This is a genomic window from Curtobacterium sp. 8I-2 (assembly GCF_902506155.1).
GTDB classification, from domain to species: domain Bacteria; phylum Actinomycetota; class Actinomycetes; order Actinomycetales; family Microbacteriaceae; genus Curtobacterium; species Curtobacterium poinsettiae.
The window spans coordinates 254,411-277,023 of sequence record NZ_LR732827.1; the positions used below are offsets into that span (position 1 = coordinate 254,411).

20 protein-coding genes are annotated in these 22,613 nt (G+C 72.1%); 11 read left to right on the plus strand and 9 right to left on the minus strand.

The genetic code is table 11. The annotated features are described in order from the left end of the window. The 4 genes from BOSE127_RS04915 to BOSE127_RS04930 form a co-directional block, all read left to right on the plus strand. Window positions 1–1,062: tyrosine-protein phosphatase (locus tag BOSE127_RS04915; RefSeq protein WP_159556396.1), on the plus strand; the 1,062-nt coding region annotated here is incomplete at its 5' end. Window positions 1,063–1,230: 168 nt separating this feature from the next. Further along, window positions 1,231–2,250 (plus strand): LacI family DNA-binding transcriptional regulator, encoded by a 1,020-nt coding sequence (locus BOSE127_RS04920; protein WP_017885682.1) that lies wholly within the window; start codon window positions 1,231–1,233, stop codon window positions 2,248–2,250. Window positions 2,251–2,384: 134 nt separating this feature from the next. Next, window positions 2,385–3,035, plus strand: coding sequence for a 2'-5' RNA ligase family protein (locus tag BOSE127_RS04925; protein WP_159556398.1), 651 nt, complete (start codon window positions 2,385–2,387; stop codon window positions 3,033–3,035). Between the two features lie 2 nt (window positions 3,036–3,037). Next, window positions 3,038–4,057: a LacI family DNA-binding transcriptional regulator gene (locus BOSE127_RS04930; protein ID WP_159556400.1), complete on the plus strand. Its 1,020-nt coding sequence runs from the start codon at window positions 3,038–3,040 to the stop codon at window positions 4,055–4,057. A gap of 93 nt (window positions 4,058–4,150) precedes the next feature. On the opposite strand, the gene BOSE127_RS04935 is transcribed toward BOSE127_RS04930, so the two are convergent. Then, entirely contained in the window at window positions 4,151–5,050 is a 900-nt protein-coding gene (locus BOSE127_RS04935) for an inositol monophosphatase family protein (RefSeq protein ID WP_042541044.1), read from the minus strand. A 241-nt stretch (window positions 5,051–5,291) separates the two neighbouring features. On the opposite strand from BOSE127_RS04935, the gene BOSE127_RS04940 reads away from it, so the two are divergent. From BOSE127_RS04940 to BOSE127_RS04955, 4 genes are all read left to right on the plus strand, one after another. Then, a complete protein-coding gene (locus BOSE127_RS04940) occupies window positions 5,292–6,278 on the plus strand; it encodes a carbohydrate ABC transporter permease (RefSeq protein ID WP_042541042.1) in 987 nt (328 codons plus the stop codon). Continuing rightward, the gene (locus BOSE127_RS04945) at window positions 6,278–7,108 is read left to right on the plus strand and encodes a carbohydrate ABC transporter permease (protein WP_159556402.1); all 831 of its coding nucleotides are present in this window, start codon (window positions 6,278–6,280) and stop codon (window positions 7,106–7,108) included. The genes BOSE127_RS04940 and BOSE127_RS04945 overlap by 1 nt, the downstream gene beginning before the upstream one ends. Window positions 7,109–7,164: 56 nt before the next feature. Continuing rightward, complete coding sequence (locus BOSE127_RS04950; RefSeq protein ID WP_159556404.1) at window positions 7,165–8,502, plus strand: ABC transporter substrate-binding protein; 1,338 nt, start codon at window positions 7,165–7,167, stop codon at window positions 8,500–8,502. 122 nt (window positions 8,503–8,624) lie between these two features. After that, a complete protein-coding gene (locus tag BOSE127_RS04955) occupies window positions 8,625–9,818 on the plus strand; it encodes a glycosyltransferase (RefSeq protein ID WP_236559502.1) in 1,194 nt (397 codons plus the stop codon). A 285-nt stretch (window positions 9,819–10,103) separates the two neighbouring features. Here BOSE127_RS04955 and BOSE127_RS04960 read toward each other — a convergent pair whose 3' ends face one another. The 3 genes from BOSE127_RS04960 to BOSE127_RS04970 form a co-directional block, all read right to left on the minus strand. Continuing rightward, a complete protein-coding gene (locus BOSE127_RS04960) occupies window positions 10,104–11,654 on the minus strand; it encodes an MFS transporter (RefSeq protein ID WP_236559503.1) in 1,551 nt (516 codons plus the stop codon). A gap of 31 nt (window positions 11,655–11,685) precedes the next feature. Further along, window positions 11,686–11,919 carry a VOC family protein gene (locus BOSE127_RS04965; RefSeq protein ID WP_159556408.1) on the minus strand — a complete coding sequence of 78 codons (234 nt, stop codon included), beginning with the start codon at window positions 11,917–11,919 and terminating at the stop codon, window positions 11,686–11,688. 417 nt (window positions 11,920–12,336) lie between these two features. Beyond that, window positions 12,337–13,179 carry a hypothetical protein gene (locus tag BOSE127_RS04970; RefSeq protein WP_159556410.1) on the minus strand — a complete coding sequence of 281 codons (843 nt, stop codon included), beginning with the start codon at window positions 13,177–13,179 and terminating at the stop codon, window positions 12,337–12,339. A 132-nt stretch (window positions 13,180–13,311) separates the two neighbouring features. Here BOSE127_RS04970 and BOSE127_RS04975 point away from each other — a divergent pair, with 132 nt between their 5' ends. Continuing rightward, window positions 13,312–13,824, plus strand: coding sequence for a hypothetical protein (locus tag BOSE127_RS04975; RefSeq protein WP_139179712.1), 513 nt, complete (start codon window positions 13,312–13,314; stop codon window positions 13,822–13,824). A gap of 15 nt (window positions 13,825–13,839) precedes the next feature. Here BOSE127_RS04975 and BOSE127_RS04980 read toward each other — a convergent pair whose 3' ends face one another. The 3 genes from BOSE127_RS04980 to BOSE127_RS04990 form a co-directional block, all read right to left on the minus strand. Beyond that, window positions 13,840–15,201 (minus strand): cation:dicarboxylate symporter family transporter, encoded by a 1,362-nt coding sequence (locus BOSE127_RS04980; protein ID WP_159556412.1) that lies wholly within the window; start codon window positions 15,199–15,201, stop codon window positions 13,840–13,842. Window positions 15,202–15,377: 176 nt separating this feature from the next. Next, window positions 15,378–16,370, minus strand: coding sequence for an endonuclease/exonuclease/phosphatase family protein (locus BOSE127_RS04985; protein WP_152427134.1), 993 nt, complete (start codon window positions 16,368–16,370; stop codon window positions 15,378–15,380). Window positions 16,371–16,580: 210 nt separating this feature from the next. Continuing rightward, window positions 16,581–17,267 (minus strand): hypothetical protein, encoded by a 687-nt coding sequence (locus tag BOSE127_RS04990; RefSeq protein WP_071251461.1) that lies wholly within the window; start codon window positions 17,265–17,267, stop codon window positions 16,581–16,583. A 132-nt stretch (window positions 17,268–17,399) separates the two neighbouring features. On the opposite strand from BOSE127_RS04990, the gene BOSE127_RS04995 reads away from it, so the two are divergent. Continuing rightward, complete coding sequence (locus tag BOSE127_RS04995) at window positions 17,400–18,737, plus strand: nucleotide disphospho-sugar-binding domain-containing protein (protein WP_159556414.1); 1,338 nt, start codon at window positions 17,400–17,402, stop codon at window positions 18,735–18,737. An 84-nt stretch (window positions 18,738–18,821) separates the two neighbouring features. Here the strand turns inward: BOSE127_RS04995 and BOSE127_RS05000 are convergent, their stop codons facing one another. Then, complete coding sequence (locus tag BOSE127_RS05000; RefSeq protein WP_042538966.1) at window positions 18,822–19,571, minus strand: GntR family transcriptional regulator; 750 nt, start codon at window positions 19,569–19,571, stop codon at window positions 18,822–18,824. 241 nt (window positions 19,572–19,812) lie between these two features. Here BOSE127_RS05000 and BOSE127_RS05005 point away from each other — a divergent pair, with 241 nt between their 5' ends. Then, window positions 19,813–21,984 carry a phosphocholine-specific phospholipase C gene (locus BOSE127_RS05005; protein WP_159556416.1) on the plus strand — a complete coding sequence of 724 codons (2,172 nt, stop codon included), beginning with the start codon at window positions 19,813–19,815 and terminating at the stop codon, window positions 21,982–21,984. A 144-nt stretch (window positions 21,985–22,128) separates the two neighbouring features. Here BOSE127_RS05005 and BOSE127_RS05010 read toward each other — a convergent pair whose 3' ends face one another. Next, window positions 22,129–22,605: a hypothetical protein gene (locus BOSE127_RS05010; RefSeq protein WP_056068362.1), complete on the minus strand. Its 477-nt coding sequence runs from the start codon at window positions 22,603–22,605 to the stop codon at window positions 22,129–22,131. Between the last annotated feature and the right edge of the window lie 8 nt (window positions 22,606–22,613).

A 22,613-nucleotide genomic window follows, 5' to 3' on the forward strand; every position in this document is an offset into this window, starting at 1 on the left:
CACTCCCAGCGCACCGCCCGTGTGGCCGCGACCGCACTCGCCGGCCTTGCCGTCGTCGCCTCCGCCGCGTTCTCCGTCACGGCCGCCCACGCCGACACCGCACTCCAGCCCGCGTTCACCGCCGCGGACCACCCGATCACCGACGTCCCCGGACTGGTCAACGGTCGCGAGCTCGCCGCGGTGCACGGCCGGTCCGGTCAGACCGTGAACGCTCCGCGGCTGATCCGTTCCGAGTCGCTCGACAAGATCACCGCGGCCGGGGCCACGACCCTGGCTGACGAGTACCACGTCGACCTCGTCGTCGACCTGCGGACGTCGTCCCAGATCGCCGCGAAGCCCGACGTCGCGATCCCCGGCGCGCGGCACGTCGACATCTCGATGTTCGGCGCGGACGGCGACTACAGCGACGACACGGCGATGTACCACGACCTGGTCGACAAGGGCCACGTCGACCCGGCGACCCCCGGGTCGATGATCACCGCCTACCGCCGCGTGCTCCGGATCCTCGCCTCGCACACCAGCGGCACGGTGCTCATCCACTGCTCGCACGGCATGGACCGAACCGGCACCGTGGTGGACCTGCTCGACCGGGTCCTCGGCGTGGACAGCGCCGACATCCTGCACGACTACCTGCTCTCGAACACGCAGCTCGGGGTCACCTGGGCCACCCCGCAGCTGCTGCAGGGCACCTTCGAGCAGGACATCGCCACCGACTTCGGTGGGATGGACGCGTACCTGCGCGACACCATCGGCGTGACGGGGCACGAGGCCGCCGCACTGCGCCAGCGGTTCCTCGTGTCGAGCGACGCCACCGTCTCCTCGATCACGGTCGCGGGCGTGCGCGTCCACCTGCCCGCCGCCGCCTCGTCGCAGGGTGCGACGGTGACGGCGCCGGTCCGGACGCTCCGGGCCGCCGACGTCCACGTGCACACGACGAACCCGAACGCGGTCGCCACCGTGCACGTCTCCGGCCGGACCGCACGCATCACGGTCACCGCGCAGGACGGCACCACGAAGAAGGAGTACCGCCTGACGGTCCGTCGACCGGCGACGCACCGCTGACCCGACACCGCCACCGCCACCGGCCGCCACCACCGGCCACCCACGCCGACCGCTCGGACTCCCCCGGGCGGTCGGCGTGACCAACTGTTCACCACCACCGTCGCCCGCTCCGGGCGTCCGTCCGGCTACCGTGACACTCGTGCAGTCCTCTGAACGACGGTGCCCGCGGTGACCGGACACCCGGCAGTCCCGACCATCCACGACGTCGCAGCCCTGGCCGGCGTGTCGAAGTCGGTCGTCTCCCGTGCCCTCGCGGGCTCGTACGGGGTGGCGCCGTCGACGACCGAACGCGTCAAGCGGGCGGCACTCGACCTGGGCTACGTGGCGAACGCGAACGCCCGCGGCATGTCGGCACACCGCACGCACACGCTCGGGGCGTTCGTCCGTGATGCCTCGACCCCGTTCTACGGGCACCTGCTCACCGCGTTCCAGCTGCAGGCCGCCGCGCGCGGGTACCGCGTCGTCACCGCCACCGGCGCGGGGTCGTTCCCGGTCAGCGAGGAACGCCGGGCGCTCGAGACCCTGGTGTCCCTGCGCGTCGAGGGGCTCATCGTCTGCAGCGGCGCGTTGCCCATCGACGACGTCCTGCCGTTCGCCCGACGCATCCCGACGGTGGTCTCCGGACGCCCCGAGACGGACCCGGCGGTGAGCAGCGCCTACTGCGACGAGCGCGGCGGCGGTCGCGGCCTCGCCGACCACGTCGCCGACCTGGGGCACCGTCGCGTCGCCGTGCTGACGGTCACACCGTCCGGGTCCCTGACGCAGTCGGCCCGCACCGACGCGATGGTGCGCCGGCTCCGTGCGCGCGGCGCCGAGGTGCTCCGGATCCGCTCCGAGGACCACGGCGCGGACCCCGAGGACCTCGACTCGTTCCTCGAGCAGGTCCTCGGCGCCGGCGGCGTGACGGCGGTCATGGCACCGAGCGACCGCTGGGCCGTCGGTGTGCTCGAGTCGATGCGCCGCCGTGGTCTCCGTGCACCAGACGACCTGTCGGTCACGGGCTACGACGGGGTCGCGCCGCTCGCCACCGAGCTGCTCGGCATCACCTCGTGGCGACAGCCGCTCGGCTTGATCGGCCGCCTGTCCGTCGACGACGTGGTCGACCAGATCGACGGCCGTTCGACGGGTGTCGCCCACAACGCCGTCGACGGCACCCTGGTGCCGGGCCGGACCGCCGCACGCGTCTGACCCGGCGTCGCCGACACCGATCGTTCACCGTCCCGTCACGGGCCGACGGGTGAGATCCGGGCCGCTCCGGTCGATCATGGGGAACGTTCCCGACGATCGGGAACGTTCCCCATCGACCGACCCCGGACGGACCCATGCCCCAGAACGTCACCGCCAAACTGCCGCGCGACTCGAGCGACCCCTACCGCCACGGCATCTACCTGCGCCCGGACGCCCGCACCTGCCGCGCCGTCACGGTCGTCACCGACCAGCTCCGCGCGCAGTACGGCTTGGTGTCCGCCGGCGCCTTCCCGCCGCACGCCACGCTCGTCGGCAGCCAGCCGTTCGGCAGCAACGAGGACCAGGTCATCGCGGCCGTCACGGCGCTGCTCGACTCACGCCCGGCGTTCGACGTCCACAACGCCGGCGTCCGCGAGCAGGGCATCGGGTTCGTCTACGACGTCGCGACCCGGCCCGACGGCTCGCACAACGACGACTTCGTCCGACTCGCCGCCGACATCGATGCCGTGGTCGCCCCCTTCCGGCAGCCGATGCAGGTCCCGCCGTCGAACGACTACGACCCGGAGCAGTACCGCGCGCACCTCTCGCTCGCCTCGCACGACCTGTACGTCCGCCCGGACCTGCACGACGAGGTGGGCGCGTACATCCACGAACTCGACGTCGACGTGCCGACCGGGTTCCGCGGCGACACCGTCGTGCTCTACCGCACCGCGAGCCCGGACTGGTCCGGCCGCTGGTGGCAGACGATGACCTGGGAGCACGTCCACACCTGGAAGCTCGCCTGACCGTGGCCGCCACCCTCCGCGACGTCGCCGAGCGCTGCGCTGTCTCGCGATCGCTCGTGTCACTCGCCCTGCGGGGCGACGACGGTGTGTCGCGACCACGTCGGGAACTCGCGGTGCGGACGGCGGACGAGCTGGGCCTCCCGGTCGGCACGCTCGCCCGGCGACGCGCGCAGGGCGCGCCGCTCGTGCTCGGCGTGCTGGTCACCGAAGCCGCGAACCCGTTCCACGACGAAGCGCTCCGGAGCGCACGCGCGACCGCCGAGACCCTGGGGTTCGCGCTCCGCGTCGTGGACGGGTTCCGTGACCCCGCCCGGCTGGCCGACGGCCTGGAGGCCCTGCACGCCTCCCGCGGGTCGGCCGACGGCGTCCTCGGGGTCGCGGTCCTGAGCAGCCGGGTCGCCCCGGCACGGCTCGCTGCGGTCGCGCGCGACCTGCCGGTCGCGGTCCTCGGCTCGAGCGGGTCGGGTCTCGCCGGACTCGGACTCGACACCGTGCGCGCCGACGAGGAATCGGGCATGCGCCACCTGGTGCTCCACCTCGCCGCACTCGGGCACCGGCGCACGTGTTTCGTGGCGGAGTCGGACCACCCCTCGACGACCCGTCGTGCCGTCGCGCACGCCACGGTCTCGGCGCAGCTCGGCCGGCCCGGTGACCACCGTGTCGACGACGTCGATGCCCTGGCGGCGGACCCGGCGCGGATCGCCCGGCACCTGGGCGACGGGGTGACGGCGTTCGTCGCGACGAACGACGCGACCGCGGCGCGACTCGTGGCGATCGCCGACGGCGCGGGACTCGCGCTCCCCCGGATGGCGGCAGTGACCGGGTTCGACGGCACCGGTCTCGGCGACCGGCTCGACCTGACGAGCGTCGACCAGCCGCGGGTCCGGATGGGCGCGCGGGCGGTGGAGCTCGTCGTCGAACGGCTGCGCGGGCGACGCTGTGACCGCCACGAGGTCCTGCCGACGCGCCTGCTGCTGCGGGGGTCGACGGGACGGGCGGTCGCCGGGCACCAGGTCGGCTGAGCACCGCGACGCCGCCGACGGCGCGGCCGGCGGCGGATCGGTCCAGTGGGCGGTGCGGTTCAGTGGGCGGTGCCGCTCGGTCGGCGGTGCGGCTCAGCCAGCGGTCGGGTCGGCGGCGGTTCGATCGGCGGCGGCTGCAGCGTCCGTGGAGGTCATCGCCGACAGGTCCTGCACCCGACGGACCAGCTCGGCGTGCGATCCCCCGGCGCCGGCAGCGACGTAGTCGTCGGCCAGGTGCGCACGGTCGACGGGCTCGCCACCGCGGAAGCCCCGGAACCACCCACCGGCCCGCTCGAGCACCAGTGCCCCGGCGGCGACGTCCCAGGGGTGCGTGGCGAAGCCCATCGTGGCGTCCGACCACCCCGCAGCGACGTGCACCAGGTTGAGGGCGCCGCTGCCGAGGCTGTGGTGGTGGCGGTACCGCACCGTCAGGTCACGCAGCAGGTCGAACGCCGCGGCCTCGCCGAGCAGGTCGAGGTCCTGCTGCACCGGGAAGCTCGTCAGCACCGTCGCGGCGTCGTCGGGGCCGGACGACGAGTGCATCGGCGCACCGTCGAGCCAGGCTCCGTCGTCGTCCGCCGCGAACACGTGGTCGGCGACCGGGTCGAAGACCACCCCCGCGACGACCTCGCCGTCGACCTCGGCGGCGATCGAGATGCACCAGTACGCGAGTCCGCGGGCGAAGTTCGCCGTGCCGTCGATCGGGTCGACGATCCACCGCACCACGGCGTCCCCGGTGGTGTCGGCGCTGCCGGGGCCGCCGGTGGTGCCGCCTTCTTCGCCGAGCACGACGGAACCCGGCACCGCCGCGGTGAGCACCGCGGTGATCGCCTCTTCGGCCGCGCGGTCGTGCAGTGTCACCACGTCGTGCGCATCGCGCTTCGTGCTGATCGTCATCGGGGCGCGGAACACGGCGAGGAGGTCCGGCGCGACGGCACGCGCGGCATCCTCGGCGATCACCCGGAGCGTCTGGGGAGCAGGAACGGTTCGCATGGTCCCCGGTTGTACGACGTCGAGGCCCCTGGACGGCGAACCACGCCGGTCGTCGGCCCGAACCGCAGGTGAACGGATGGGTGCGAACGGTGAACGGCGGCTCCCCGCCGACGGAGGGGTTGAACGCCGCGTGAACGGGTGACGGCGGGTGATCGACGCGCCTTGACCCGTCTCCGGCACCCGCAGCACAGTGGAGTCGTTCCCGGATAGGGAACGTTCCCTACTCGGAGGTGTCCGCCCCATGACGGTCCCCGTCACGTCCGGCCTGCTCGCCGGTCCCCCGCGTACCGCGGGATCGCCGCGGTCGCCGCAGTCGCGGCGTCCAGCACGGGCGGCCCGGTCGGCCCGGTCGTCGTTGCGCTCCGACCGACGGCTCGGTCTGGTGCTCCTCGCACCGGCGCTGCTCGCGTTCGCGGTCTTCGTCTTCTACCCGCTCGGCCGCGTCCTGGTCCTCAGCACCCAGGGCACCGACATCTTCGGCCAGCCGGCCGGCTCGGTCGGGCTGCAGAACTACGTCCGCACGTTCACCGACCCCGCGTTCGGACGGACGATGCTGACCACGGCCGTCTTCTGTGTCGGCGTGGTCGCCGGGCGGATCGTGTTCGGGCTGCTCGTCGTCGTGCCGCTCACCGTGAAGCTCCGCGGTCTGCCGGTGTTCCGAGCACTCCTGACCGCGCCGATGGTCGTCTCCGTGTCGGCCGGGTCCGTCGCGTTCGCAGCGATGCTCGCTCCCGGCAACGGGCTGTTGAACACGGTGATCACGCAGTTCGGCGGAGCACCCGTCCCGTTCCTGACGAGCACGCAGTGGGCCCTGGCGAGCGTCATCGTCGTCACGATCTGGGGGTCGCTCGGGTTCACCGTGCTGCTCCTGCTCGGAGCGTTCGGCGCCATCGACCAGGACGTCATCGAGGCCGCGCACCTCGACGGGGCCGGCCCCGTCCGGACCCTGTGGTCGATCTCGTTGCCGCTCGTCACCCCGACGCTCTTCTTCGTGGTCGTGACCGGCACCGTCGAGGCGCTGACGACCTTCGGACAGATCCAGATCCTGACCGGTGGCGGTCCAGCCGACTCGTCGAAGACCCTCGTCTACGCCATCTACCAGCAGGCGTTCGGGTCGGGCAGTGCGAACTTCGGCCTCGCCGCCGCGCTCGGGGTCGTGCTGTTCCTGCTGGTCCTGGGGCTGTCGATCGTGCAGTTCGGCGTGCTCGAGAAGCGGGTGAACTACTGATGCGCCCCGTCACCGTCCGCCGGCTCCGGAGCGCCTTCGTCTACGCCTGGCTCGTCATCGCGGTCGTCGTCGTCTGCTTCCCCCTGTACTACGTGTTCGAGGGCGCACTCACCCCGACCCGGTACCTGGACCAGGGCCTCGCCGGTCTCGTCCCGATCCACCTGACGCTCGACAACATCGTCCGCGCCACGCAGGTCGTCCCGCTCGGAGCGCAGTTCCTGAACAGCGTCGTCGTCACCCTCGCCCAAACGGTGCTGCAGGTCGTCATCGGCATCATGACCGCCTACGCGCTCGTGTTCTGCCGGCTCCGCGGCACCCGTGCCCTGTTCCTCGTCCTGCTCGCCAGCCTGATGATCCCCGGCGAGACGACCCTGATCGCGAACTACCTGACCGTGGCGTCCTGGCACCTCATCGACACGCTCCTGGTCGTCTTCCTGCCGTTCGTGGCCTCGGCGCTGACGATCTTCCTGTTCCGCCAGGCGTTCCTGAGCTTCCCCGACGAGCTGCGGGAAGCCGCGGTCCTCGACGGCGCCGCGCACTTCCGGTTCATCCGGTCCATGCTGCTGCCGCTCACCCGCCCGACGCTCGTCTCGGTCACGCTCGTGAGCGCGACGGCCGCGTGGAACGGGTTCTTCTGGCCGCTCCTCGTCACCAACTCGCCCGAGCACCGCACCGTGCAGGTCGGCATCGCCCAGCTGTCCGACGCCGAGGCCGCCGACATCGGCGTGGTCCTGGCCGGCGCCGCCATGGTGACCCTCCCCGTCCTCGTCCTGGTCCTCGTCGCCCAGCGGTTCCTCGCCGGTGGCCTCACCGCCGGCGCACTCAAGTGACGACGCACACGTTCCCCTCCCCGATCCCCGCCCGCCCCGCACCCGAAGGACGCACCATGCCCACTCGTCGTTCCACCGCCCTCACCGCACTCGCCACCGGCGCCGTCGCGGTCCTCGCCCTGACCGGGTGCTCCACGTCGAGCTCGGCGTCGGAGCGCTCCGGCCCCGTCACCGTCGACTTCTGGCACGCCATGTCCGGTCCTGCGGCGACCGAACTCGACGCCCTCGTCGCACGCTTCAACAAGCAGAACGACCAGCACATCACCGTCAAGTCGTCGTTCCAGGGCGACTACGCGGCCGTCCAGACGAAGTACACGGCGGCGGTGCAGTCCGGCTCCACGCCCGACCTGCTCATGATGAACGACGTGTCGACCGGCTTCATGATCGACTCCGGCCAGACGGTGTCCCCCGCGACGGTGAGCGGCTCGACGTCGGGGACCGACACGATGGCACCGGCCGTCTCGACCTACTACAGCGACGGCAAGTCGCTCGCGGCGATGCCGTTCTCGGTCTCGATGCCCGTGCTCTACCTGAACAAGGCACTCGTCGCGAAGGCCGGCCTCGACGCTGCGAAGCCGCCGAAGACGCTGGCCCAGGTCGCGACCTGGGCCGAGAAGATCCACGCCGCGACCGGTGGCTACGGCATGAGCATGAACATGGGCGACTCGTGGATGCTCGAAGAACTGAGTGCCTCGGGCGGCCAGCCGTTCTGCACGCCGGACAACGGCCGGAAGGGCAAGCCCGTCACCGGCGTCTCGCTCACCTCGGACACCCAGGTGCAGTTCATGAGCACGCTGCAGAAGCTGTACCAGGACGGCGCCGCCCTGAACCCCGGCACCGACTCGACCGTGCAGAACTCGGCGTTCTCGAGCGACAAGGTCGGGATGCTGCTGACCTCGTCCGGCGCGTACACGACCGTCGACCCGGACGGCTCCAAGTCGGTCGTCGCCCGGTTCCCCACCACGTCGGACTCCGACGACGCCGGCCAGGTCATCGGCGGCAACGCCCTGTGGATCTCCGGCAAGGGCCACTCGACCGCCGAGCAGAAGGCGTCGTACACGTTCGCCAAGTGGCTCCAGAGTCCCGACGTGCAGGCCGAGTGGGCGAAGGCGACCGGCTACGTCGCGATGAACACCGACTCCGCGAAGACCACCGTCGGCAAGCGCTCCCTGTCGGACCCGAACATCGCCACCATGTACCAGCAGCTCAACGACGACCCCACGAGCGTCGCAGCGGCCGGCTGCATCACCGGCGCGTTCCCGACGGTCCGTGCCACCGTCATCGGAGCCTTCAACCGCATCGTCGAGGGTGCCGACGTCGAGTCGACGATGCAGGACGCGGAACAGCAGGCCGGCAAGCAGATCGCGTCCTACAACGAGGCCGCCGGCAAGTGAGCACGGTCGGCGCGTGAGCGCCCCGCGAGGCTGACCAAGGGTTCATGGAGCACGACCGCCGTTCGCCATACGGTTGTCTGACGAAGCGGGCAGGCAGCCCGCACGACGATCGGAGCCCTGTGGTGTCTGCTGCGAACGGCCGGCCCGGCTACGGTGCTCCGGAACCCCTGCGCATCGTGTTCTCGTTCCCACGGGGGCGCGGACACCTCGCACCGATGCTGCCGCTCGCCCGCGCGGCCAGCGCTGCCGGACACCGGACGGCCCTGAGCGGCGCACGCGAGGCGGTCCTCGAACAGACCGGCTTCTCGCACCGGCAACCGCGGGACGTGGAGCTGCCGGCGAGCAGGCCGGGCACCGGCACCCTGACCCCGATCGACCCGAGCACGGTGCTCACCCGCGTCCCCCAGGTGTTCCTGGGGGACGCGGCCGCCGGTGCCGTCGTCGACGTCGGACGGCTGGTCACTCGGTGGACGGCTGACCTCGTGGTCTGCGGGGAGTTCGACTTCGGCGCGATGACCGCCGCCGAACGAGCCGGGGTGCCGTGCGTGGTGGTCCTGGCCTTCGCCTCGGCCGGCGGGACCTGGCGCGAAGCGGTGCGAGAGCCGCTCGAGGCGCTCCGTCGACGCGCGGGACTCGGGCCCGACCCGGAGCAGCACATGCTCGGCGGCGCGCTCACCGTCGTCCCGTTCCCGGCGTCGATGCGATCCGGGCGCGAGCTGCGGGGCCCGGTGATCCGGATGCGACCGGACACCTGGTCGTCACCCCCGTCGGACGCCGCGGCGTGGTTGGCCGCCGGCGACGGACCCCGCGTCTACGTCACGCTCGGCACCGAGTTCAACACGAAGTCCGGCGACCTGTTCGCTCGGCTGATCGACGCGCTCGCCACCCTGCCTGCGCGGATCCTCGTGACGACCGGACCCTGGGTCGACACGACGACCTTCCCGGTGCCGGCGGGTCCGGGGACGATCCGGGTCGAGCAGTACGTGCCGCAGGACTCGGTGCTCGGGCTCGTGGACCTGGTCGTGAACCACGGCGGATCCGGATCGGTGACCGGGGCGCTCGCGCACGGGGTGCCCCTGCTGGTCCTGCCGCTCGGCGCGGACCAGTTGCCGAACGGCGGCTGCGTCGAGGCCTTGGGCGCCGGACTCGTCCTCGACGCCGCGACCGCGACCGCGGAGGACATCCGCACCACCGCGTCGCGGCTCCTGACCGAGCCGGCGTTCCGCGTCGCCGCCGAACGGATCCGATCCGAGATCGCTGCCGGCGAGACCCCGGCCGTCGTGCTGGACGCCGTCGAGCGCCTGGTCGGTGGGTGAGCGCGCACCGCGGTGACGAGCGCCGATCAGCCCGATGGTCAGCGCGCCAGGCACCGGGCCAGCACGAGGCCTCGTTGGACATCATGGCTGCCGCCTTCGCGACTGTCCTGCCGTGGCAGGGAGCACTGGCCACGGTCACCGGCGAGTTGGCCTTGGACGGCTCCGGTACGACAACCGCAGCGGACCAGCTCTGCAGGGGGCGAGGCCCTCAAGCCGGTCGTGCGAAACAGGAGACGGCCCCGATGCCACATGGCGTCGGGGGCCGTCTCCTTGTCTCAGCGCAGATCAGTGCACGGGCACAGCGGCCTCGTGGTCCGAGTCCTGGGGCAGCAGCTCCGACTTCGAGCCACGGATGAACACGGCCGCGATGATCGACGCGAGGACCAAGCCGATGGCCGCAGCGAGGAACGCCGCGGAGTAGCCGCTGGTGAACGCGTCGAGTTCAGAGCCGCCGCCGTCGTAGCCAGCGACTGCCGAGGCGTAGAGGGCGGTGAAGACCGACAGACCGATCGAACCGCCGATCTGCAGCGCGGAGTTCAAGGTCGCCGAGGCGGCGCCGGCGTCCTGCGGCTTGACCCCCGTGAGCGCGAGGTTCTGCAGGGGGACGAAGACGAACGCCATGCCGATTCCCAGCACGATGAGTGCCGGCATGACCTGGACGACGTAGGAGCCGTCGGCCGTGATGCGGCTGAGGTAGATGACGCCGACGGCAGAGATCAACGGACCGCCGATCATCATCGGACGAGGTCCGATGGCGGGCAGCAGCTTGGTGGCGACCGGCGCCGTGATCATGATCATGAGGGTCATGGGGAGGGTGGCGAGGCCCGCAGGCAGAGGGTCCATCCCGAGGACGATCTGGAGGTGGAACGCGACGTAGAGCATCGCACCGATCAGGACACTGCCCACGATGGCCTGTATGAGGAACGCACCGCCACGTACCCGGTCCGTGACGACTCGAAGTGGCAGCAGGGGCTGGGCGACACGGCTCTCGATGACGACGAAGAGCGCCAGGAGGCCAGCACCCAGGGCGAGGAACCCGATCGTCTCGATCTGGGTCCAGCCGTGCTCAGCGAGGCTGAACCCGTAGACGAGGGCGCCCAGGCCGAGGGTGACGGTGACGGCGCCGACCATGTCGTAACGGTTGTTTCCTTCAGCCTTGGACTCCTTGACGAGCAGCATGCCGCCGATGAGACCGATGATCACGAAGAAGACGTTCACGAGGAGGCACCAACGCCAGTCAGCGAACTCGGTGAGGACACCGCCGAGGACGAGCCCAACTGCGGCGCCGGCACCTGCGACGGTGCCGAACACGGCAAAGGCGGTGTTCCGCTCACGTCCGCTGGGGAAGGTCACAGTCAGCAGGGCAAGAGCGGCCGGGGCGAGGAGCGCGGCGAACACACCCTGAAGGCCACGGGCGATGATCAACTCCGTGCCGCTCTGGGCCAGGCCGCCGAAGGCGGAGGCCACACCGAAGCCGAGCATGCCGACCAGGAAGGTGCGCTTGCGACCCCAGTAGTCAGCGACTCGACCGCCGAGCAGCAGCAGAGCACCAAAGGCGAGGGCGTAGGCCGTGACGACCCACTGACGCTCGACGTCGCTGAGGCCGAGTTCTTGTTGCGCCTGTGGCAGCGCGATGTTGACGATGGTGCCATCAAGCACCACGACGAGTTGGGTGAGCGCGAGCACGACGAGCGCCCACCATCGCTTGGAAGAGGCGGATGTGTTGGATGGAGTCCGCGGGGGCATAGACATAGAGAAGATCTCCGGGCTTCGGTTGGGAATGCCGGAGGTTTTCAGCCTCGGATCGACCGCGCTGCTGCGGCGGGTCGACCGCACCGATCAGATTCGGTCAGAGGACAACCCTAGCTCAATCGGACCGATCTTCGTCAGTCGATCCGCAGCCCTCAGAGTCCTTGAAGGGGAGGAGATGTCCGAAGGGGTGCTCGCTGACGGTGCCCTCGGGCTGGAACGTGACGGCGTCAAGCTCGGACCACTCGTCCTCTTCCTTCTTCACCTCGAGGCCGAGGGTGTCGCGGTAGAAGGCGACGGCGCGCTTCATGTCTGTGGCGGGGACCCGCACCGTGACGACGTCGTTTGCCATGTTCTCTCCTCTGATCACCGGCGAGAAGCCTCTCGGCGGTGATCCATGGCTACCCGCCCAGGTGGCCATCACTCCCGGCTCAAGACACGGAAAGGCACCGCACGTTCGCAGGCGATGTAGTCGTTCTCTCCACCCCTGAGGACGACCGACCACTGCGACCGCCACTGTCCGACAGCCGATCGTTCACCGGACACTCCGAGAGCTGCGCCAGTCCCCCGGAACCGTCCGCGTGAACAGTGTCCAGATGCTCGGTCCGGAAGCGGTTCCGGCGACGGTGCCCTGCGTGGGATCGTCCACGGAGAGCGGATGAGCCCTGGCGCGGCTGCTGGGTCGAGCCGATGGGCGCATGCTCCGCCGTTCGCAGGGCAGAGGACCCCACGACGCATCTGCCCGGAGGCCCCACCACGGCATGAGCCCTCAGCGCACCAGGCAGATCGTGCGGAAGTCGACGTCCGGACCGGGCCGCGTGTACGACGAGGTGCCCTCGAGCCAGTCGGCTGTGGGTGAGATCTGGTCGGGGACCAGGTCCGCCTCGGAGCGGGCACCGATGCCCTCGGACTCCCAGTACGAGCGGACGCGGTCCACGTCGCGGTTCGCACCCTCGATCATCGTGTGGTCCTCGGGCAGGAGCTCCTTGCCGTCGGCGTCGGTGTACTCCCCAGGGGCGTACCAGTACGTCCACCGCACCCCCTGGTGGGCGTTCGACAGCTTGCACTCCTCGCTGTACGCACCACCGGCTCGCTCACCATCGCGGTAGGCGGACTTCCGGTCGCCGCCGAGGATCCGCACGGTGCGGTCCCCGATCCGTTCGAGTGTGGCCCCGGCGTCGCCGTCGGCGAAGTGCCGCTCGGCGGCGGTCGCCGGCTGCGCCCTCTGCCGGGCGTCGGCGGCCATGCTCCGCACCTGTGACGTCAGGACCAGACCGTTCCACGGCACGGCGATGACCAGCACGACGATCGCCGCGACCACGGCGGCCAGCGAGTGCCGCCGTTCGCGCCGGCGAGCCCGGACCTGCACGACGAGCACCACCGCCGGGATCCCCACGGCCAGCGCGGCCCCGATCACCAGCCGGGTCAGCACGCCCCCTGGGCCGAGCCGGTCGTCCATCGACCCGAAGTCACGCTCCAGGTACGCCCCGATCTGGACCACCCAACTCACGACGAGCAGCACCGGCAACACGAGCGCGATGGCGATCGCGTTGCCCCGTCCCGTCGTCGGGCCCGTCCCGTGGTCGCGCCAGTCCTGCTGTTCCGTGCTCATGTCCGCCCCGCCCCCGTGGTGTCGGGACCATCCTGCCAGCAGAACGCACCACCGGCCCCGCGACCGTCGCCTCCGTTCCACCCCCGAAGCGGTGGTGCCGCAGCGGCACCGGTTGCTGCCAAGATGACCGACGTGACCACGACCACGCCCCACGCCGATCCCGACGCCGCTGCCGGCGACTTCGAAGGCGGATGGTTCCGCATCGACGACGACGTGGAGCACCTGGACTACCTGGTGTGGCGCCCCGCCACGGACACCGACGCCGCTGCTGCAGCCCCGGGCCCGGCCGCCGTCATCGTCGGCGGCGAACCGCGTGAGCACATCGGTTCGACGCTCCCGCTGGCGCAGCTGCCGGAACTCGACGCGGCACGTCAGCGCACCGTGCGGAAGCTCTGGAGCAGTCTGATCAACCTCGTCGTGGGCGCGATCGTCATCACGGTGCTCGAGCTGTCCGGGCTGCCCTGGCGAACGGATCTCGGCAGACAGCTCCTGATCGGACTCGGGACGATCCTGCCGACCACGTCGCTCTGCACCGCGATCTGGTGGCGCATCACCCGTGACCCCTCGGGCGCAGTCGTGCGCAAGATGGGCGGACACCGGACCCGCCAGCAGTACGACCAGCAGCGCGCCGTCCTCGACCGCTGACCGCGCCGCGGCCCCTCACCGAACCCGCGCCGTCGCCGTCACCGCGGCACCCGCACCACCCGCAGCAGACTCCGGCTCCGACGACGGCCGGACCCCGCGCCCGGGCCGCAGCACCGCGTCCACCCGCTCACGGTCGAGCGCACCCTGCCACCGCGCCACCACCAGCGTCGCGACGCAGTTGCCGAGCAGGTTCACGCTCACCCGCATCGCGTCCATGATCCGGTCGGCGCCGAGCAGCAGCGCGACGCCCGCGACCGGGAACAGCCCGAGACTCGTCGCCGTCGCGGACAGCGCCAGGAACGACGACCCCGGCACCCCGGCCATGCCCTTCGACGTCAGCAGCAGCACCCCGAGCGCGGCGACCTGCTGCTCGAGCGTCAACGGCACCCCGAACGCCTGCGTCAGGAACAGCAGCGAGATCGACAGGTAGATCGCTGCCCCGTCCAGGTTGAACGAGTACCCCGTCGGCACGACGAGCCCGGCGACGCTCCGTGAGACGCCGACCTCGGTGAGCCGGGTGATCATCCGCGGCAGCACGGCCTCGGTCGACGCGGTGCCGAGGGCCAGCCCGAACTCGGCCCGGGTGTGCCACACGAACCGCCAGATCGGCACCCCGGACAGCAACCGCCCACCGACGAGCAACGCCACGATGAACACCGCGGCGGCGCCGTAGCAGGCGGCGATGAGGAGTCCGTACGACCCCAGGGTGTCGACGCCGTACTGCCCCACCACGTACGCCATCGCGCCGAACGCACCGAGCGGCGACAGGCGCATGACCCAGCCCAGGATCCGGTAGACGACCTCGAGGCACAGGTCGAGCCCCCGGACCAGCGGCCGCGCACGCTCGCTCCCGATCGCGGCGATGGCCGCGCCGACGAACACCGCGAAGACGAGCACCTGCAGGATGTCGTTCGTCGCGAACGCGTTCACGACGCTCGACGGGATGAGGTCGAGGATGAAGGTGCCGGCGTCCGGAGCCGTGCCGCCCGCGGTCTTCGCCGCCACGGCCGAGGCGTCGAGCGACGACGGGTCGATCCGCAGGCCGGCGCCGGGGCGCACGAGGTTGCCGACCAGCAGACCGAACACGAGCGCACACGACGACGCGAGCAGGAAGTAGACCATCGCCTTGCCGGCGATCCGTCCCACCGACCGCAGGTCGCCGACGTGCACGATGCCGGTCACCACGACGATGAAGACGAGCGGCGCGATCACCATCTCGATCAGGCGGATGAACCCCTGCCCGACGACGTTGAGCACCGGCGCCGCGGCCGGGAAGCAGACCCCGACCGCGATGCCGAGGGCGACGCCGATCGCGATCTGCACGAACAGCGACTGGTACCAGCGAGCGGGGGCACGATCCGTGGTGGTGACGTCCATGCACCCACCCCACCGTGCGCGTGTTTCGACGACGTTGCGAGCCTGTTCCCACCTGACGCGCCCCACGCACGCCGAAACGGGCCGGAACAGGGCCCCGCGAACGCCGAAACAGGCCGGAACAAGGCCGCGCACGCCGAAGAACGGCCCCGCACGCCGAAACCGGGCCGTGGTCCGCCTCAGGTGCGCGTGACGACCGTCAGGGTGGGCCGGTGCCGGGCACCCGAGTGGTCCTCGGCCGTCAGCACGCTCCACGACCGGACGACACCGGCCGACGGACCGGCCGACGGACCGACCAGGGTGTGGTCGATCGGCATCGCCAGCCGCGGATCGAGCCACGTCGGCCACGTGCCGAGTGCCGCGGCGTGCACGGCCGACGCGGCGTCCCGGCACGACCCGAGGCGGCCGCCGTCGAAGCTGTCGACCGATCCGTTGAAGTCCCCCGACACGATGACGTCCGCGCCGCGGCCGCACTGCTCACCGATCCACCGCAGGTCGGTCCGCCAGCCCGCCAGGCCGCCGGGCAGCACCGGCTGCGGGGCGTGCACCGCGACGATCGTCGGGATCGACGGTCCGGACACCGTCATCGTCTTCACCGGGTCGACACCGGGACGCATCGACGCTCCGGAGGCCAGGTCGGCGCGGACGAGCACCGCCACCTGCGCGCCCTGCCGGCGCATGAACAGCCGCACCGGCCGACCGTGCTCGCCCATCGAACGCGCCACCGCGGCGGCAGCGCGTCGGTCCCCCGCGTCGGGCAGCACGACGACGTCCGCCCGTGCGGACAGCGCCGCCCGGGCGACACCCTGCGGACCGACGAGTCCCCCGTTGGTGTTCCACTCGAACACCCGGAGCGAGTCACCCGCACCGCTGACGGCCCCGACGTCCCACCCCCGCGCGCCGAGGACGGCCGTGTTGGCCACGGCGACGACGAGCACGACCACACCGACCGACGCGGCAACGAGTCGCACGCGACGCACGACGACGGCGACGAGCAGCAGCGAGAGGCCGACGGCGGCCAGCCCCACGGTCACGAGGGAACGTGCCGGCAGCACGGCGGCGAGCACCGGCGCTCGCCCGATCCCGAGCCACGGAGCGGTGACGAAGGCGACACCGACCAGCAGGGTCGCGACCACCACGGTGGTCCGGACAGCAGCCGCACGACGAGACACCCCTGGATCCTCGCGCACGGACCCCCTCGGCCGCCGGCGAACGGCGACGACGCGCTGAGGATCCTGCTGGGTCCCGGCACCGCAGCGGCGCGCTGCGCCAGCCCACGCCGTGGACCGCGTGACGACGGACGGGAGGCGCGACACCGGCCGGCACCGCGCCTCCCGTCCGCCACCGCGCACGTCGCGGGCCGCACGCGCGACCGCGGGCAGCTAGCTGCCGACCCCCTCGACCACGCCCCACACGAGCACGCCGACCGTCACCAGGGTGCCGAGCACCGAGACGATCGCCGCGACGACGCCGAGCCGTCGCCCGCGACCCGGCCGCACGATCGCGACCACGGCCAGGATCGACGCGATGAACTGGAACGGCCACCCGAGCACGAACACCGACGGCCAGCAGCTGCAGTACAGGCCGGTCAGGGCGAAGAACAGCGCGAGCAGGGCGATGCCGAGCCGGTTCGCGCCGGCGTCGTCCGGCTCGCCGCCCACGCTGTCGGCGCCGTCGTCGAGCGGGCCGCCCGGGTACGGGTTGTCGGGCCGGAGCGCCTGCAGTGCCCGGATCCGCTCGGCGTCGAGCGCACCGTCGCGGGCACGGGCGGCATCGGCCAGCGCGAGGACGTCGTTGCCGTGCCCCGCGGCCTCGTGCTGGGCGACGGCCCACGCGAAGAGCGCGCGCTGTCGGGGGTCCGATCGGGTCGCCGCGTCGACCGCCCAGCCGAACGTGGTGAGGAAGAGCAGGCCGCCGAACGCGGTCAGGAGCCCGCGTCCCGGTTCGTCGGGATCCGCCAGGAAGAGCACGACGCTGCACGCCACCATCCCGACGCCGAGCAGGGCCGTCGCCCAGATCTGGCCGCGCCAGTAGCCGTTGCCCGAACTCGCCCCCGCGGGTGTGGTCATGCAGCGACCCTAACGCCCCGGTGCGGATGCTCGAGGACTCTCACCCATTCCCAGTCCGTGCCGCACCACGCGCGTGCTCGCCGCACCTACGCTCCGAGCGTCCGGTCATCCCCAGCGTCGAAAAGCGGCCCCGTGTCCTCGTACCTGCTCTGTTCACCGCCCGTCTACGGCCACCTCGCGCCCCTCGTCGACGTCGGACGTGCCCTCGCGGTGCGCGGCCACGACATCACCGTGCTGACCGGCACCAAGTACCGCGAGCTCGTCGTCGGCGTGGGGCTCCGGTTCGCTGCGCTGCCGGCCGACGTCGACTTCGACGACGCCGACCTGCAGGAGCGGCTCGCCGACGCCAGTGCGGCACGCGGGATCGCGGTCGTCCGCGAGGGCATCATCGCCATGTTCGTCCGGGCGATCCCGTCGCAGTACCGGGAGCTGACGGCGCTGCTGGCAGCGGGGCGCTTCGACGCGGTGCTCGGCGAAGCGTCGTTCACCGGGCTCGCGCCGTACCTGGCCCTGCCGCCCGCGGAGCGTCTGCCCGTGCTCGGGATCGCGACCACCCCGGTGACGCTCACCAGCGTCGACGCGGCACCCTTCGGCACTGCGCTCCCCCCGGGTCGCGGGCCGGTGGCTCGCGCGCGCAACCGACTGCTCACGGCGGCGCTCCACCCCGTCCTCACCCGGCCGCTGCGTCGCGCGGTGGACGCCGTGCTCGCCGAGGTGGGGGCACCGCCGTCGACGATCGACACCTTCGACTTCGCGTACCGCGCGTTCGACACCCTGTTCCAGATGAGCGTCCGGGAGCTCGAGTACCCGCGCCGCGAGCTCCCGGACACGGTCCGGTTCGTCGGTCCGGTCGTGGCCCGTTCCGCGCCGACCTCCGCGGCCGACCTGCCCGCGTGGTGGGACGACCTGGACACCGACACCCCGGTGGTGCTCGTCACCCAGGGGACCATCGACACCGTCGACCTCGGCCGGCTCCTCGCGCCGACCCTGCGCGCCCTGGCGGACGAGGACGTCCTCGTCGTCGCGACCACGGGAGGCCGCCCGGTCGACCAGCTCGAGCGCGCACTCGGCACCGCCCTGCCCGCGAACGCCCGGGTGGCGACCTTCCTGCCCTACGACCAGCTGCTGCCGCGGTGCAGCGTCGTCGTGACGAACGGTGGGTTCGGCGGGGTGCAGCGCACCCTCGCGCACGGCGTCCCGCTCGTGGTGGCCGGGTCGACCGAGGACAAGCCGGAGGTCGCCGCCCGGGTGGCCTGGGCCGGGTGCGGGCGGAATCTGCGTTCCGGGACACCACGGCCTCGGGCGATCCGTCGGGCCGTCCTCGAGGTCCTCAGCACGTCGACCCACCGCGCCCGCAGCCGGCAGGTGGCGGCGTCGATCGCGGCCCTGCCGGACCCCGTCGACGTCATCGAGACCGGGCTGGCGGCGGCCGTCGCCGCGGCCACCGCGGGCGGCACCCAGCGACGCTGACCCCGCCTGCCGGCCCACGTCGTGGGGCTGCACGGAGACGGACAGGAGGCGCGGTGCCGGCTGGCACCGCGCCTCCTGTCCGTCTCATCCCGCGTCGTCGGACCCGGCGCCGACCCGCGGTGCCGCTGCGGACGCCGTCCGGATCCGGAGCGGCACCGTCCCGGCGACGTACCGGTCGTCGCCGGCCTCGAGCGGTCGGCCGTCCTCGGCGGTGCTCGACCGGCGGACCTGCAGGAGCGCCGCCCCGGGCCGCACCCCGAGGAGCGCGGCGTCGGCGTCGTCCGCCAGCAGCGCGTCCACGGTGGTGACGGCGGAGCCGACCCGGATGCCGAACCGGTCCTGCAGGGTCGCGGACACCGACGTCTGCCCGCCCGGGATCGTCCGGATGACCGCGGCGACCCACGGCGCGTAGGCGGTGCGCTCGAGCATGACGTCGACGCCGTCCAGGGAGCGCACCCGCGCGACGTGCAGGACGGGCTCGTCGGGCGCGGCGTGGAACAACCGCCGCTCGCTCATCGTGGCGGGGCGCTCCTCGACCGCCACCACCCGACCACCCGGCTCGTGTCCCCTGGCCCGAGCCAGCTGACCGAACGACTCGAGCGCGCCGGCGTCGTGGCCGAGCGTCGCGGTCCGGACACGCCAACGGGACCCCGGACGCGCCGTCAGCACCTGCCGGTCGCGGAGCAGACCGAGGGCATTCCGCACGGTGCCGCGCGCCACCCCGTAGTCGGCGGCCAGGTCGTGCTCGCCCGGCAGGAGCCCGGTGGCGTCGAACTCACCGCGGAGCACCCGGTCGGCGAGGTCCTCGGCGAGGTCCCGGAACAGTGGTCGCACCCCGTGATCCTCCCCCGCCCCAGCTCCACCTGTCCAGGTGCGTCGGAGTTCTGGTGGCAGCCACCCTGAGATGACAGGGTCCTGCCACGGCGCACCTGGACAGGTCGATCCCGATTCCACCGGACGCGTTCACCCCGCTGCCACGACCGGGCCAGGCACGGTTCAGCGCACCTCGTTGTCATGCTGACGGGTGCTCTTCCCCCGCAGCGCCCGCACTCCCCACCGATCTGGAAGGCCCGCGATGAGCACGAGGAAGCCCGAACACGGCGCACCCGACGTCAGCCTCGACGCCGCACCACCGCTGACCCCGGACGCCGCGTACACCGCAGCGGTCCGCCCCGGTCTGAGCCGCCGCACGGTCCTGGTCGGCGGCGCGGCCGCGATCATGGCCGGCGTCGCCGCAGGCTCCGCGTTCGGACCGGGCGCGGCCGACCGTGCCAGCGCCGCGACCGCCCGTGCCGTCCCCACCGGCACGATCGCCGACGTCAAGCACGTCGTCGTGCTCATGCAGGAGAACCGGTCCTTCGACCACTACTACGGCACGATGCCCGGGGTCCGAGGGTTCTCCGACAAGCAGGCGCTCGAGCTGCCGACCGGACACGACGTCTTCCACCAGCCGGCAGCGGCCCGCACCGACGGCGGCGCCATGCTGCCGTTCCGGCTCGACACCACGCGGTTCAACGCGCAGAACGCCGACGGCCTCGACCACTCCTGGGGTGGCGGGCACACCGCGTGGAACGGCGGGGCCTGGAACCGGTGGGTCGACGCGAAGAGCGCCCAGACGATGGGCTACTTCACGAGCGAGGACATCCCCTACCAGCGCGCACTCGCCGGCGCCTTCACGGTCTGCGACGACTACCACTGCTCGCTCAACGGGCCGACGACGCCGAACCGCCTGTACCAGTGGTCCGGCACGATCGACCCCCGCGGCACCCAGGGCGGACCGGCGACCGACAACCCGGCGGACTACGAACCGTTGTTCGCCTGGACCACCTACGCCGAACGCCTGCAGGCGGCCGGGGTCACCTGGAAGACCTACGCCAACGACGAGGTCGGCGACAGCTCCGCCGACCCCTACGTCGGCGACTACGGCGACAACCCGCTCTGGCTGTTCGAGCAGTACCACCGCGCCCTCGCATCCTCGGACCCCGCCCAGCAGGAGCTCGCCGCGCGTGCCGGGCTGCACGACGGGTGGAAGCCGAACTCCGGCAAGGGGCTCGACGTCACCCACCTGCTCAGCCAGTTCGGGCAGGACTGCGCGACCAACAGCCTGCCCACCGTGTCGTACGTCGTCGCCCCCTACGGCTGGAGCGAGCACCCCGCGGCCAGCCCGGACTACGGCGCCCACTACACGAACGCCGTGGTGCAGGCACTCTTCAGCAACCCGGACACCTGGGCCTCGACCGTCCTGCTCGTCAACTACGACGAGAACGACGGGTACTTCGACCACGTCGTCCCCCCGTTCGCCGAACCGGGCACCCCGGACGAGTACGTCGACGGCCTGCCCATCGGCATGGGTGCCCGCGTGCCGATGACCGTGGTGTCCCCCTGGAGCCGTGGCGGGTGGGTCAACTCGCAGGTGGCGGACCACACCTCCGTGATCCAGTTCCTCGAACACGTCACGGGGGTCCGCGAGCCGAACATCTCCGACTGGCGACGGACAGTCTCCGGCGACCTGACCAGCTGCTTCGACTTCAGTGCCCCCGACCCGAGCATCCCGGGCGCCGACGTCGTCCCCGGCATCGAGCAGACCCGCGCGCTGGTCGCTGCCGCCGACGCCGACCAGGCCAAGCCGCCCATCGAGGAACCCGCGATCGGCGCGCAGACGGTGCCCGTCCAGGAGCCCGGCACAGTCCGCCGTCGGCCCCTGCCCTACCGACAGCACGCGGACGCGACCGTCGACCACCGCACCGGTCGGGTCACCGTGGCGCTCGCGAACGACGGCCGCCAGGGCGTCAACTTCCTGGTGTACCCGAACACCGCGATGCCGTTCGCCGCCCACCCGAAGACCGTCCCCGTGGGAGCGAGCGCCGACTGGGTGTGGGACACCACGACGACCGGCGGCGCGTACGACGTCAGCGTCTACGGACCCGACCGGTTCCTCCGGCGCTTCGCCGGGACCGTCACGGTCGGCGGCCGGGCGACCGGTGGTGTACCGCACGTCTCCGTCGTCCGGGACACCCGCGGCCGGCGAACCCTGCAGCTCCTGCTCGAGAACACCGGCACGGGCGAACTCCGCTTCGAACTCGTGGCCAACGACTTCGTCGAGCACCGCGAGACCGCGCACATCCGTGGGTCCGGGCACAAGACGATGCACTGGCCGCTCGACGAGTGGGGCTACTACGACGTGGTCGTCACCGCGGACGGTGTGCCCGGGTTCCGGTACCGGTTCGCCGGGCGCGCGGAGCGCTGACGCGAGCCGACCCGTGGGGGTCGGCAGGGGCGGTCAGGCCGCGTCGACGACGAGACGGGAGGCCCGGTGCCAGCTGGCACCGGGCCTCCCGTCTCGTCTCGTGACCGTCTCACGTCCATCCCGCGTGCCGTCTCGCTTGCTGTCTCACGCGTCGGCGGCGGTCCCGGCGGGTGCGACCGGAGCGACCGGTGTCGCGGCTTCGGCGTCGGCTTGCGCCGCCTGCCGGGCGAGCACCCGGTCCAGGAAGCGTTCGACGAACGGCAACCCGATGACGACCGCACCGACGACGGCCGCGACGGGGACGATCACCGTCCAGCCGCGCAGGGTCGAGTAGATGGTGGCACCGAGGAAGGCCCACACCACGATCGTGAGCGGCCGGAGCGGGCCGACCGCCGCGTGCAGGTCCATCGCTTCGACGAGGGCAGGCAGGGCACGCCGTCCACGCAGCGTCAGCACGACCCCGATCACCAGGAGAGCAAGACTCCGGACGACACCGACCCACGCAACGTCACTGCCCGGATCCGCCAGCACGCGCTGGACGAACACCACCGACCCCAGGAGCCCGGCGGCGAACACGAAGACGATCACGAGGACGGTCAGCAGACGGAGGGAGCGGCGCACGAGGACTC